The organism is Endozoicomonas sp. G2_1 (genome assembly GCF_017744155.1).
Taxonomy (GTDB): Bacteria; Pseudomonadota; Gammaproteobacteria; order Enterobacterales; family Alteromonadaceae; genus JAGHQT01.
The window spans coordinates 101,046-114,167 of the sequence record NZ_JAGHQT010000010.1 but is presented as its reverse complement, the minus strand read 5'-3'; the positions used below and the strand labels follow the sequence as shown (position 1 = coordinate 114,167).

13 protein-coding genes are annotated in these 13,122 nt (G+C 43.9%); 7 read left to right on the top strand and 6 right to left on the bottom strand.

Annotated elements, in window-relative coordinates:
* Positions 1 to 92 (top strand): integrase core domain-containing protein (locus tag J7384_RS12775; protein ID WP_209114217.1); only part of this gene is annotated, 92 nt, incomplete at its 5' end.
* 51 nt (positions 93 to 143) lie between these two features.
* On the opposite strand, the gene J7384_RS12770 is transcribed toward J7384_RS12775, so the two are convergent.
* Entirely contained in the window at positions 144 to 449 is a 306-nt protein-coding gene (locus tag J7384_RS12770) for a hypothetical protein (RefSeq protein ID WP_209114634.1), read from the bottom strand.
* A 42-nt stretch (positions 450 to 491) separates the two neighbouring features.
* The gene (gene epmB, locus J7384_RS12765) at positions 492 to 1,520 is read right to left on the bottom strand and encodes an EF-P beta-lysylation protein EpmB (protein WP_209114632.1); all 1,029 of its coding nucleotides are present in this window, start codon (positions 1,518 to 1,520) and stop codon (positions 492 to 494) included.
* 49 nt (positions 1,521 to 1,569) lie between these two features.
* On the opposite strand from epmB, the gene efp reads away from it, so the two are divergent.
* From efp to panP, 6 genes are all read left to right on the top strand, one after another.
* Positions 1,570 to 2,139: an elongation factor P gene (gene efp, locus J7384_RS12760; RefSeq protein ID WP_209114630.1), complete on the top strand. Its 570-nt coding sequence runs from the start codon at positions 1,570 to 1,572 to the stop codon at positions 2,137 to 2,139.
* A 185-nt stretch (positions 2,140 to 2,324) separates the two neighbouring features.
* Complete coding sequence (locus J7384_RS12755; protein WP_209114628.1) at positions 2,325 to 3,065, top strand: PepSY domain-containing protein; 741 nt, start codon at positions 2,325 to 2,327, stop codon at positions 3,063 to 3,065.
* A 151-nt stretch (positions 3,066 to 3,216) separates the two neighbouring features.
* Positions 3,217 to 4,188 carry an ABC transporter ATP-binding protein gene (locus J7384_RS12750; protein WP_209114626.1) on the top strand — a complete coding sequence of 324 codons (972 nt, stop codon included), beginning with the start codon at positions 3,217 to 3,219 and terminating at the stop codon, positions 4,186 to 4,188.
* A 1-nt stretch (position 4,189) separates the two neighbouring features.
* Entirely contained in the window at positions 4,190 to 4,963 is a 774-nt protein-coding gene (locus tag J7384_RS12745; RefSeq protein WP_209114624.1) for an ABC transporter permease, read from the top strand.
* Positions 4,963 to 5,661, top strand: coding sequence for an SAM-dependent methyltransferase (locus J7384_RS12740; RefSeq protein WP_209114623.1), 699 nt, complete (start codon positions 4,963 to 4,965; stop codon positions 5,659 to 5,661). The genes J7384_RS12745 and J7384_RS12740 overlap by 1 nt, the downstream gene beginning before the upstream one ends.
* Before the next feature lie 476 nt (positions 5,662 to 6,137).
* On the top strand, positions 6,138 to 7,769 hold the full coding sequence (panP, locus tag J7384_RS12735) for a pyridoxal-dependent aspartate 1-decarboxylase PanP (protein ID WP_209114621.1): 1,632 nt from the start codon (positions 6,138 to 6,140) through the stop codon (positions 7,767 to 7,769).
* Positions 7,770 to 7,788: 19 nt separating this feature from the next.
* On the opposite strand, the gene J7384_RS12730 is transcribed toward panP, so the two are convergent.
* From J7384_RS12730 to panB, 4 genes are all read right to left on the bottom strand, one after another.
* A complete protein-coding gene (locus tag J7384_RS12730; RefSeq protein WP_209114619.1) occupies positions 7,789 to 8,799 on the bottom strand; it encodes a cytochrome c peroxidase in 1,011 nt (336 codons plus the stop codon).
* Positions 8,800 to 8,924: 125 nt separating this feature from the next.
* Positions 8,925 to 11,096, bottom strand: a complete 2,172-nt coding sequence (gene katG / locus J7384_RS12725; RefSeq protein WP_280636374.1) for a catalase/peroxidase HPI — start codon at positions 11,094 to 11,096, stop codon at positions 8,925 to 8,927.
* 210 nt (positions 11,097 to 11,306) lie between these two features.
* Positions 11,307 to 12,179, bottom strand: coding sequence for a pantoate--beta-alanine ligase (panC, locus tag J7384_RS12720; protein ID WP_209114615.1), 873 nt, complete (start codon positions 12,177 to 12,179; stop codon positions 11,307 to 11,309).
* Between the two features lie 140 nt (positions 12,180 to 12,319).
* On the bottom strand, positions 12,320 to 13,114 hold the full coding sequence (gene panB, locus J7384_RS12715) for a 3-methyl-2-oxobutanoate hydroxymethyltransferase (protein ID WP_209114613.1): 795 nt from the start codon (positions 13,112 to 13,114) through the stop codon (positions 12,320 to 12,322).
* Between the last annotated feature and the right edge of the window lie 8 nt (positions 13,115 to 13,122).

Here is a 13,122-nt window from a genome sequence, read left to right as displayed (position 1 = left end):
TGGTCGAGGAATCAGTTGTTATCTATAATCAACGAAGGCCACACATGGCCTTAAAATACAAAACGCCCGATGAAGTACATCGAGCGTTTTAGCGTAAATAGTGTCAACCTATACTAGGACAACACAATCACATTAGTTAAAGACTAATTACTGTATGATTGCTCAAAGGTATTGAGTACTTTTAACAGTTGTTCTATTTTTTTAACTAAGCTAACTAAACCTTGCTCAGTTGGCGCTTTTTGCCAGCTCATTAAGTCGTCTGCGACTTCTTCAACATAGGGCTGAAAAGTGTTAGCGTTAGCATTAAAGCCTGCATCTGTCTTAAAAATCGCACTAAAGCCTGCTTGTTTTTTTTCTCGCAAATCCGCTAGAGTGGCGTCTGCTGATAACGATTTCTTTAAAATAACTGAAATATTGTCGATCAGCTTTTGGTTAATATCTTGATTCATTGTTTTTAAATGTGTGCTTAGTTTGGGTATGCAATCAACGAATTATAACAAATTGATTGCTGTTTTACTGGCCTCGCCAGCAATTTCTTTTACTAACTTCGGCATTAAAAAGCCGGGTAGTATCGCCATCATTTCGTTAACGATTTTTATAGCATCGCTTTGTTTGACGTCGAAGTGTGCGGCACCTTGCACCGGATCAAATAAATGTAGGTAATAGGGTTGAATACCGGCGTCGAATAAGGCTTCTGACAATTCAGCTAATACTTCGCTGTTATCATTGATGTTCTTAAGCATAACGCTTTGATTGAACATCGGTATTCGCGCTGCTCTGAGAGCTTCTATAGCATCACTGAAATCTTGATTTATTTCGTTGGCGTGATTGATGTGAAAAACAATTGTCGCCTTTAAACGGCTTTTTTGTAGCAGTTCTGTTAGCTCAGGCGTTATTCGATTTGGAATAACAACCGGTAACCGGCTGTGAATGCGCAAGCGTTTTAGGTGTGGTATTGCTTCTAGTTGCTCAACTAACCAGGCGAGGTGTTGATCGTTGGCCATCAGTGGATCACCACCGCTAAAAATCACTTCGTTGATTTCGGAGTGTTGCTTTATATAATCCAGTGCTTGTTGCCAACGGGCTTTGTTTGGGCTGTTATCCGCGTATGGGAAATGGCGACGAAAGCAATAACGACAATTGACGGCACAGCCAGCTTTTACAATCATCAGCACTCTGTGCTTGTATTTGTGCAATAAGCCTTCGGCGACGGTATCGTGCTCTTCTAACGGGTCGAGTAGATATCCATCGCTGACGACAAATTCGTCACTTAATGGCATTACTTGTTTGAGTAGGGGATCATTAATATCACCCACTTTCATGCGCGCAATAAAGGACCTTGGCACTCGCACAGGAAACAAGCGACGGGCATTAAAGTGTTGGCGATAACTTTCGGGAGAAATCTCTAGCATACGCAGCAAAATTTCGGGATCTGTGATGACATCAGCCAACTCTTTTTGCCAACAAGCGTGCAATTGTGGTTTGATTTGCGGTATTATCTGCGACGTTTCTAATTTCAATGTTTAATCTCGACGTAATTGTCTGCGTTAGTTAAGAGAACTATTTATTATGGCTAGTTTCAGCACCAACCAATTTAAAGCCGGTCTTAAATTAATGATCGACGGCGAACCTTGTAACATCCTAGAAAACGAGATCGTCAAACCGGGTAAAGGCCAAGCGTTTAACCGCGTAAAAATCCGTAAGTTAATTTCTGGTAAAGTACTAGAAAAAACATTTAAGTCAGGCGAGTCTGTTGAAGGCGCTGACGTGATGGATTCTGACTTAGGTTATTTATATGCCGATGGCGAATTCTGGCATTTTATGAATAATGAAACTTTTGAGCAAGTCGGCGCTGATGAAAAAGCAGTGGGTGACAACGCCAAATGGTTAGTAGAAGGCGATGTTTGTACCATCACTTTTTGGAACGGTAACCCAATTTCAGTAACACCACCTAACTTTGTTGAATTAGAGGTGACTGAAACAGACCCTGGCCTTAAAGGTGACACTGCCGGTACAGGTGGTAAGCCAGCGACATTAAGTACAGGTGCGGTTGTCCGTGTACCACTTTTCGTTCAAATTGGCGAAGTGGTTAAAGTTGATACTCGTTCTGGTGAATACGTTTCGCGCGCGGGTAAATAGGTAAATATCTGTTACCTTATTAACAACGATGAAAAGCTCGCTTCGGCGAGCTTTTTACTTTCTGACGTGTTATATCAGTATGCTGAATGAGTTTATTGAATTAGCAACTGCGACAAATTGTCGCAGGTATCTCGCGCACAGTTCGTGATAGGCTGAACAAATCATCTATATCCTTTGAGAAGTAAGTGAAGTTTTGGCGTAATTGGCATCGTTGGTTGGGGCTTATTATTGGTTTACAGGTCTTACTGTGGGTCAGTGGCGGTGTCGTGATGAGCTTGATACCGATTGACTTAGTGCGCGGCCAACACCTAGTTGAGCGTACTGAATTTAGCGAAAACCTGATTGCCAAACCTATCCTTGAAAGCAACAGCCACCTAGACCTAAAACAGTGGCGAGAGCTTAAATGGCTAAACCGCAATGGCCAAGCTATTTTGAAAGCGACTAGCTTTGATGGTCAGCAGCACTTTTTAGATAGCCGAGGTGTTCATGTCGAACCACTTGCCATTGATAAAGTGAATCAAATTGCCCAGCAACAATACACTCAGCAAGCTGGTATCGCTACAACGAACTTGTTAAACGCAGTGCCGAGTGAGGTCAAGCATTTGTCAGCGCCAGTGTATCAAGTAGTGTTTGACGATCTCATTAGTACCACTTTTTACGTGTCGCCTTTATCGGGACAAGTTGAATCTGTTCGCAGTGATATTTGGCGCTTCTACGACTTTTTCTGGATGCTGCACATCATGGATTACCAAGCTCGTAGCGACTTTAACAATCCCTTGCTAATCGCTGCTGCGTTAGTGTCATTGCTTTTTAGTAGCTCTGGTTTGTATTTAGTTTATTTGACTCTAGTTAAACCAAAGTTTCTAAAACTTACTTATCGCAGTAAACAATTTACCACCAGTGAACGTAAACAAAGCGAAAGTTAATATCGCAATTGTTTAATTTTTATTGGTTGTTTTCTCGCTGTTTGGCTGCCGCTTTTAGTTAGCCGCTTGGCACATGCCACTTGAAAAAAGACGACATCGACCTTATCTTTCGATAATTCTATCTTTATCCTGTTAACGCTAAGGCACTTGCATGCAGCCCGCACTTGAAATTGTTGATTTACAAAAAGTCTATAAAGGTGGCTTTCACGCCCTTAAAGGGATTAATCTGACGGTTAACCAAGGTGATTTTTTTGCTTTACTCGGGCCCAACGGCGCCGGTAAATCAACTACGATCGGGGTCATAACCTCGTTAGTTAATAAAACCTCGGGTCGGGTCAATGTATATGGTTGCGATATTGATACTGAGCTTGAAGCTGCCAAAAGTCATATTGGCTTGGTGCCGCAAGAATTCAACTTTAACCAGTTTGAAACCTTAACGCGAATCTTGGTTAATCAAGCCGGTTACTATGGTGTTGATCGGACACTTGCTTTGCAACGGGCAGAAAAGTACTTACGTCAACTGGAACTTTGGGATAAACGCGATACGCCAGCAAGAATGCTTTCTGGCGGCATGAAAAGACGCTTGATGATTGCCCGCGCGCTAATGCACGAGCCGAAAATGCTGATTCTCGATGAGCCAACCGCTGGCGTTGATATTGAACTGCGACGCTCAATGTGGGAGTTTTTACAAGAGTTAAACCAGCAGGGTATTACCATTATTTTAACCACGCACTACCTTGAAGAAGCTGAAATGCTGTGTCGCAACATCGGCATTATCGATGGTGGTGTTATTGTTGAAAACACCAGTATGAAAGCCTTGCTCGCAACATTAGATGTTGAAACCTTTGTCCTTGATATTACGCCAACAGAGAAAACACTTGCGCTAAATGGTTTTGTCAGTCGCTTAATCGACGATCACACCCTAGAAGTCGATGTTAAAAAATCTCAAGGCTTAAACCCTGTCTTTGCCGCCTTGACTGAGCAAAACATTCAAGTATTGAGCATGCGCAATAAAAGTAACCGACTGGAAGAATTATTTGTTCGCTTGGTTAACGGCACTAACAGTGCTGATGCCAACAACACCTCAACTACTAATACCGACAACAGCAAGGAGACCAACTAAGATGTCTTCGTCGACGAATTTAATCGCGCTAAAGAGTATTCTTTACAAAGAAACGCATCGTTTTATGCGTATTTGGGTACAAACTTTAGTACCACCCGCCATTACCATTAGTTTGTACTTTGTTATTTTTGGTTCGTTAATCGGTTCGCGAATCGGTGAAATGGGCGGTTTTGACTATATGGCCTTTATCGTGCCAGGCTTAATTATGATGAGTGTGATTACCAACTCATATTCAAATGTTGCATCGTCGTTTTTCAGTGCTAAATGGCAACGCAATGTTGAAGAAATGCTCGTCGCACCAGTGCCAAATTGGGTGATTGTAGCGGGTTATGTCGGCGGTGGTATGGCGCGCGGCTTATTGGTCGGTTTAATCGTGACCTTTATCGCATTATTTTTTACCGATATTCAAGTTCACAACCCTTGGGTTATTGCGATTACGGTTGCGCTGACTTCTGCAACTTTTTCTCTGGGCGGCTTAATCAATGCGGTGTTTGCCAAAAGCTTTGATGACATCTCGATTATTCCGACTTTCGTTTTAACACCATTGACCTACTTAGGCGGCGTATTTTACTCGATTAGCCTATTGCCTGAATTCTGGCAGGGCGTTTCTCAACTCAATCCAGTCGTGTACATGGTTAACGCTTTCCGCTATGGCTTTTTAGGCATTAGTGATGTCAGCCTAACGGTGGCATTTTCGGTATTAGGGTTCTTTATTGTCTCAATGTGGGCAGTTGCCATGTATTTGATTAATAAAGGCATAGGGTTGAGAAGCTAATGAGCAACAAAGCGACATTTGCCAATCCGCCAACGGGTGACTCAAAAGCTATTGTCACCAATCAAGATGGCATTCACGAAAAGCTTGAAGAAATTGTTGTTAAGCATCTGGAGCATGGTTTCAAAAAGCCAATTCAGCCCCATACTCAACGTGCCTTTGATGAGCTTGATGCGCTAGTTCGAGGCTTTGATGGCGACATTATTTTAGACGCGTGCTGTGGCATCGGCCAAAGTACTCGCTTGTTGGCTAAACAAAACCCCAATGCTTTGGTGATTGGTGTAGATAAGTCAGATCACCGCATTAGCCGTAATGTTGAACAACACCTTCCTGAGGACGTTTCAGGCGTCGATAACTACCGCTTAGTGCGGGCTGATTTAAATGACTTTTATCGCTTAGTCAAACAAGCGAATTGGCCGGTCACAAAACACTATATTTTATATCCCAATCCGTGGCCTAAGGCCAAGCACATTCAACGACGTTGGCATGGTAGTGCGGTTTTCCCTGATATCGTCGCAACCGGACAGCAACTGATTTTGCGCAGCAATTGGCGTTTGTATTTAGAAGAGTTTCAAGCCGCCGCTAAACTTGCCGGGCGCGATGGCAATATTACTGAGATTGCAGTAAATAAGCCGCTCACGCCATTTGAAGCTAAATTTACCGCAAGTGGTCAAACGTGTTGGCAATTGATCGTCGATTGACTCAAAAAATAGTGAATTTGACGACAATAACTTTTCGGTGATTTTGTTGCTAATGTGAAAAGTGCAATAAAATCATTTGATTACGTTTTGGTATGATATTTGGTAACAGTATTGGTTCAGTAATTTTGACCAAGGAATATCAAATGAAGCTTATCAATACCAAAAATAGTCATGATAAAACGAAAAAACAGGTATTATTTGCTGCTTTTACTTTAATATCGATGAGCCAAGGGCTGCTTATTTACGTTAATTTCTCAAGCTAACCAGCGAGTAAATTAACGAAAATTAGAGACATTTGCCTCAATTTTTATTAAAGTGCCGCTCTTAACTGTAATGAAAATTTAAGCCGTTTTAGATAATTATTTAACTGCTAACTGATCCAAATGATAGGTAGTTGATTTAGCAGGTGTTAAGCGAGTAGTCAGTGTCGTTCTGCTCGTTGAAATAAAAACGGTAGCAAGGCATAGTGAATTTATATGGCGGTGACAAAGCGCTCAGCACAAGCGAGTCAAGACTCTTTATATCGTATTTTTACCATTCCAGAAGCACCCGATTCTACCTTGGGCGTGATTGAACAAGAGATCTCTCAAAACCTTGCTGGCTTTTTAGGTAATCATATTGTTGCCACCGATAAGCCATTAACAGAAATAGAAAAAGACTTTGCTACTTCGGCTATTCCAGAGCAGCCGAGCTTTGTTTCTGATCACACTCATCACTTACTTGATAAATTAGTTGCTCAATCTGTTCATACCTCTAGCCCAAGTTTTATTGGTCATATGACCTCGGCCTTGCCTTATTTTATTTTGCCGCTATCGAAGTTGATGGTGGGTCTAAATCAAAACTTGGTAAAAATTGAAACCTCGAAGGCTTTTACTCCGCTAGAGCGCCAAGTGCTAGGCATGATGCACCGTTTGATTTATCAACAAAACGACGACTTTTATCAAGATTGGATGCACAGTGCTAACCATTCCTTGGGGGCGTTTTGCTCTGGCGGCACAATTGCCAATATCACGGCATTGTGGGTCGCCCGCAATATTATGTTTAAGCCTGATGGCGATTTTCGTGGTATTGCTCGTGAGGGCATGTATAAAGCGCTCAAGCATTATAATTATGACGGTGTTGCGATATTAGTTTCAGAACGCGGTCACTATTCATTGAAAAAAGCGGCAGACGTCCTTGGCATTGGCCGTGATAGTGTGATTTCGATTCCAACCGATAGCAACAATAAAATTGATTGTCAGCAATTAGCGGCCAAGTGTCAGCAGCTCACTGAACAAAATATCAAAATACTGTCAATTGTCGGCGTTGCGGGTACCACAGAAACCGGCAACATTGATCCACTTGATCAAATGGCTGATATTGCCGAGCAGTACCAGTGTCACTTCCACGTTGATGCCGCGTGGGGCGGTGCGACGCTGCTATCTAACAACTACCGCAAGTTAATGACTGGCATAGAGCGCGCTGATTCAGTGACCATTGACGCTCACAAACAAATGTATGTGCCAATGGGCGCTGGTTTGGTTATCTTTAAGAATCCAGCCTCTGTCGCAGCAATTGAACACCACGCCGAATATATTTTGCGTAAGGGTTCAAAGGATTTAGGTAGTCATACCCTTGAGGGCTCTCGCCCCGGTATGGCGATGTTGGTATACGCGAGCTTACATATTATTAGTCGTCAAGGCTATGAGATGTTGATTGATCAGAGTATTGCTAAGGCGCGATATTTTGCCGATATTATTGACCAGCACAGTGACTTTGAACTGGTTACTGAGCCTGAGCTTTGTCTATTGACCTATCGCTATGTACCTAAGCAAGTGCAAGCTTTATTAGCCACCGCCAATCGTGACATACAACAGCAAGTTAATGGCTTACTGGATAAGTTGACCAAGTTTATTCAAAAACGTCAACGTGAAAACGGCAAGTCTTTTGTTTCTCGTACACGTATTGAAGTCGACAAATACGGTGGCGACAAAACCTTAGTATTTAGAGTGGTACTCGCCAACCCGCTAACTACAGAAACTATTTTGCAAGATATCTTGGCCGAGCAAGCACTGTTGGCGCAAGAGAGCGAAACCTTCTTGCCACGTTTACTAGAACTTGCCAGCTAAGCCTGTTTTTAATCCTGCGCTATTGGAACGGATTACGCTGATTACTAAGTGAGTGGAAAAACGCTTTAATGGCTTTAACCTCACTGTCACTTAGCCTTATACCCAACTGGTGCTTAGCAGTTTGAGTGATTGCTTGCTCGATAGTTTTAGCAGCACCGTCGTGAAAATAAGGTGCGGTGAGCATAACGTTTCTCAGTGATGGGGCTTTAAAAACAAAACTGTCTGCGCGATTGCCGGTGACATGAGCACGGCCAAGATCATTGGTGTTCGGGTACGGCTCAACTAAGCCCATTCGCATAAATAATTGCCCCCCTAATGTTGCTCCGCTGTGGCATGCAACACAGCCTTTATCAATAAATAACTGTAAACCGCGTTGCTCGGCTGTGCTCAAGGCTGAATGCTGTCCTTTGAGGTACTGATCAAAGCGATCGCGCGAAATAAGCGTACGTTGAAATGCCGCTAGGGCATAGGCAATATTATCGAGGTTGATTGGCGCTTTGTCGTCAGGGTATGCAGTTTGAAACAATGGTAAGTAGTGATTGTCAGATAAACGCTGATAAATCTGCTCGGCAGACTTCATCGCCATTTCTTTTTGGTCAAACAAGGGCAATACTGCTTGTTGCTCCAAAGTGTCAGCGCGACCATCCCAAAACTGTTTGAAATGCAAGCCGGCGTTCCAGGTTGTTGGTGCATTGCGCTGGCCTAAACTGCCCAAAGCGCCGATTGAAACTGGTAAGTTGTCGACACCGGCACCACTGCCAGTAAGCTGATGACAGCTATTGCAAGATTGACTGTTGTTTAGTGATAGCGAGGTCTCAAAGTACAATTTTTTACCAAGTGCAATTTGAGCCTTAGTGTCGTGTTCTGCACCCGGCATTTTTTCTGGTAGTGGTGCAAACAAGCTCAATGCCGATTGATAGAGCTGCTCTTGTTGGCTGCTGGCATTGCTTGTATTGGCAGCATTAATTGCTAGTGTCTGGGTTGAAGTCATTAATGCCAGCAACAGACAAACTACCATCACTTTATTCATATCATGTTTACCTAGGTTGAATTACATGTGATTCTGAGAAATAAAAAAGCCAGCACTTATGATTAAGTACTGGCTTTTGCTTAGTAATACGCTTAAACCTCAGTATTTACTTAAGATTAAAGCATTTATTTAAGGTCGAAGCGGTCAAGTTGCATCACCTTAACCCAAGCGTTAATGAAGTCGTCATAGAACTTCTGCTTAGCATCTTCTGAGGCGTAAACTTCAGCAACCGCGCGCAGCTCAGAGTTAGAACCAAAAATCAGGTCTACTGGGGTTGCTGTCCACATCGCTTTGCCAGTGGCGCGCTCTTTACCTTGGTAAATACCTTCTTGATCTGTTTTGCTCCAAGTGTAGCGAATATCAAGTAACTTGGTAAAGAAGTCATTGTTTAATGTACCCGGCTTGTCAGTAAAGACGCCGTGAGTGTTGCCATCGTAGTTGATGTTAATGCTGCGCAGGCCACCAACAAGCACTGTCATTTCAGGTACGGTTAAACCAAGCATGTTTGCTTTATCAACCATCATTTCACTTGGACCTGTGTACGAGGCTTTGGTGAAGTAGTTTCTAAAAGCATCTGCTTTAGGCTCTAGGTACGAGAATGAAAGCACTTCTGTTTGCTCTTGGCTAGCATCTACGCGGCCCGGTGCAAACGGCACAGAAACCTTCATTCCGGCATCTTTCGCTGCTTGCTCAATACCTGCCGCGCCGGCTAATACGATAACATCAGCAAGTGATACATCACGACGAGACTTTTTATTGAACGCCTTTTGTACGCCTTCAAGTTTAGTCAGTACTTTGTTCAGTTCTTTCGGGTTGTTTACTGCCCAGCTAGCTTGTGGCTCAAGGCGAATACGCGCGCCATTAGCACCACCACGCATATCAGTGACACGGTGACTAGCTGCCGATGCCCACGCCGTTCTCACTAATTCTGAAGTGGTTAAACCGGTCTTCAAGATTTGCTTTTTAAGTTTCGCAACATCTTTGCTATTGATGGTTTTACCTTCTGCTTTTGGCAGTGGATCTTGCCATAATAAAACTTCTGATGGCACGTCAGTACCAACGTAACGAGCGCGTGGGCCCATGTCGCGGTGAGTTAGTTTGAACCAAGCTTTAGCAAACGCTAAGTCAAATTGTGCAGGGTCACTTCTAAAGCGCTCAACAATTTTTCTAAATGCCGGATCTTCTTTTAACGCGATATCAGTTGTGAACATGATTGGCGCATTGCGTTTACCCGGAATATGAGCGTCAGGCACTAAGTTGGCAGCGGCAGGGTTATCAGGAATCCACTGTTTTGCACCTGCTGGGCTTTTTGTTAACACCCAGTTGAAGTTCATCAAGTTGTCGAGGTAGTTGGTAGACCATTTAGTTGGCGTTACTGTCCAAGCACCTTCTAGACCACTGGTGATAGTGTCTGCACCATTGCCGGTACCACATTTGTTTTTCCAACCTAAACCTTGTTGCTCAACTGGCGCCGCTGCTGGTTCGCGACCGACACAGCCTTTCGGGCTTTTGGCACCATGTGCTTTACCTAAGGTGTGACCACCAGCGATTAAGGCGACAATTTCTTCATCGTTCATCGCCATACGGCCAAATGATAAGCGAATATCGGCGGCCGCCGCTAATGGATCAGGTTTACCGTGCGGACCTTCAGGGTTTACGTAGATTAAGCCCATTTCAACCGCGGCTAAAGGACCTTTGAGCTTACCTTTACCGTCGCGGCGTTTGTCTTTTAAAAATTGAGACTCAGGACCCCAGTAAACGAGATCTGGTTCCCAGTCGTCAGCACGACCACCGGCAAAACCGAAGGTTTTGAAGCCCATTGATTCTAGTGCAACATTACCCGCAAGTACCATTAAATCAGCCCATGACAAGCTGCGACCGTACTTTTGCTTAACTGGCCACATTAAACGACGTGCTTTGTCTAAGTTGGCGTTATCTGGCCAGCTGTTAAGTGGCGCTAAACGATGTTGACCACCAGCAGCACCGCCGCGACCGTCGTGAACACGGTAAACACCAGCGCTGTGCCAAGCCATACGAATCATTAATGGACCGTAGTGACCCCAGTCAGCCGGCCACCAATCTTGAGAGTCAGTTAGCGTGGTTTCAATGTCTTTTTTAACTTGAGCAAGGTCGAGTTTTGCGAATTCGCTGGCGTAGTCAAAGTCGGCACCGTATGGGTTTGACAATGGACTGTGTTGGCGAAGTGGTGCCAAGTTGAGTTGTTCTGGCCACCAAAATTGATTGTTTTTTGCTTCACTTACTGAACCCGCCATAGCTGGTGCAGCAAGTTGTGACATAGCGAGCGTTACTGCCGCTGCTAATGGTAATGCTTTTTTAAACATAATGAATCCCCGATGAATAGTTCGGGGATAAGTATAGGAGTGAATTAAATTTTTGCCGAAGCCAAAAAGTCGATTAGTTAAATCGGAAAATTTAATTGGTGGAGGTAGAAATTCTCGTCTACTTAAGTAAAACTCTTATTTATCAATGGCTAAAAATCTTTTCGATTAATCGAGTGTCAGTTGCAAGTTGTCGATTAGTCGTGCCTTACCACAAAATGCAGCGCCCAAGATCACGAGCTCTTTGTCGGTATTTATCGCTGGCGCTAACGTTCTAGCGTGGCAAATATCGATATAGTCAGCTTGCATGCCACTGTCGTTAATACGCGCTTTGGCCTGCTCAACTAGCTGCTGATAATCCGTATTGTCGTCTAGGTTTTGATGAGCTTGTTCGGTAAGTTGTGCGGCCAGCCAGTTCAGGGTTTGGTTTAACGCCGGGGCAATTGCTTTTTGCTCTGGTGTTAAATAGTTATTGCGCGAGCTCATGGCTAAGCCACTGGCTTCTCTTTTGGTGGCAACGGGCACAATTTTTACTGGCATTGATAAATCGTCAACCATCGTTTGAATGACTTGCACCTGTTGATAGTCTTTTAAACCAAAGCAAGCAACGTCTGGCTGCACTAAGTTAAATAGTTTGCAAACCACGGTACTGACACCGCGAAAATGACCAGGTCGGCTTTCGCCACAATAGCCTTGTGAAACATCTGGTACTTCGACGTAGGTTTGGTTTTCTAGACCTTTTGGGTAAATAATTTCAGGTGTTGGCGTAAATAACAAGTCGGTGTTTTCAGCGGCCAATTTTGCTTGGTCATCAGCTAGAGTTCTTGGATAGTTATCGATATCTTCATTGGCGCCGAACTGCATTGGGTTAACAAAAATACTGGCAACCACTTTATCTGCGTGCTTGTGAGCTTCAGTGACTAAGGCTATATGGCCAGCGTGCAAGTTGCCCATGGTCGGGACAAAAGCAATGGTTTGGCCTTGTTGACGCCACTGGTTGATTTGCGCTCTAAGCGCATTGATATCGCTAACTGTATTCATCTTATTTTCTGTGTTTGCAGGCATACTGTAATATCAGCGAGATGTCATCAAGTGTGAGACATCAACGCCGATAATTGGCCTGATATATTATTGTTTTGTCTTTTTAGTTGGTTTTAGTGCTTTTGGTCAATTGTTTTCGGTTAGTTGAAGCAGTGTTCATCACCGGGAAAATTGCCGTTTTGTACTTCGCTAATATAGAGCTCAACGGCCTTTTTAATATCGCCAGTATCAACTAAAAAGTTGCGAGAGAACTTCGGCATGTAACTGCATGAAATACCAAGGGCGTCGTGCATCACCAGAATTTGGCCGTCGGTGTCTTTACCAGCGCCAATGCCGATAGTAGGAATACTAATCGCCTCGGAAATCGCTTTGCCGAGTTCACTTGGAATACACTCCAAGACCAGTAACTGGGCACCCGCTTGCTCAAGCGCTTTAGCATCTTCAATCATTTTTTGAGCTTGTGACTGTTCGCGACCTTGTACTTTAAAGCCGCCAAACAAGTGCACAGATTGTGGCGTCAAGCCCAAGTGGGCACAGACTGGAACGCCGCGTTCTACTAGGCCTTTAATTGTTGGTAGCAACCAGCTGCCGCCTTCCATTTTGACCATTGATGCGCCAGCTTGCATTAGCTTAGTGGCATTGGCGTAGGCTTGTTCCGTTGAGGCATAAGCCATAAATGGCATATCGCTAATAATCAGGGTTTCTTCAACGCCTTTTTTGACGCATGCGGTGTGATAAGCCATGTCGTCGATGGTTACCGGCAGGGTATCGTCGTGCCCTTGCAGCACCATACCAAGAGAGTCACCGATCAAAATCGCGTGAATACCGGCTTGGTCAAAAAGCTTAGCGAAGCTGGCGTCGTAGGCGGTAATAGTTGCTATTTTCTCGCCTTGTTGTTTCATTTTCAACAAACGAGATGTAGTGATTTTTGCCATAATCGTTC

Bases quoted from the DNA above. Each gene is read 5' to 3' on its own strand.
- panP (WP_209114621.1), top strand. From the start codon at position 6,138: ATGGCGGTGACAAAGCGCTCAGCACAAGCGAGTCAAGACTCTTTATAT.
- efp (WP_209114630.1), top strand. From the start codon at position 1,570: ATGGCTAGTTTCAGCACCAACCAATTTAAAGCCGGTCTTAAATTAATG.
- panC (WP_209114615.1), bottom strand. From the start codon at position 12,179: ATGAATACAGTTAGCGATATCAATGCGCTTAGAGCGCAAATCAACCAG.
- katG (WP_280636374.1), bottom strand. From the start codon at position 11,096: ATGTCACAACTTGCTGCACCAGCTATGGCGGGTTCAGTAAGTGAAGCA.
- J7384_RS12740 (WP_209114623.1), top strand. From the start codon at position 4,963: ATGAGCAACAAAGCGACATTTGCCAATCCGCCAACGGGTGACTCAAAA.
- J7384_RS12745 (WP_209114624.1), top strand. From the start codon at position 4,190: ATGTCTTCGTCGACGAATTTAATCGCGCTAAAGAGTATTCTTTACAAA.
- J7384_RS12730 (WP_209114619.1), bottom strand. From the start codon at position 8,799: ATGAATAAAGTGATGGTAGTTTGTCTGTTGCTGGCATTAATGACTTCA.
- J7384_RS12750 (WP_209114626.1), top strand. From the start codon at position 3,217: ATGCAGCCCGCACTTGAAATTGTTGATTTACAAAAAGTCTATAAAGGT.
- panB (WP_209114613.1), bottom strand. From the start codon at position 13,114: ATGGCAAAAATCACTACATCTCGTTTGTTGAAAATGAAACAACAAGGC.
- J7384_RS12770 (WP_209114634.1), bottom strand. From the start codon at position 449: ATGAATCAAGATATTAACCAAAAGCTGATCGACAATATTTCAGTTATT.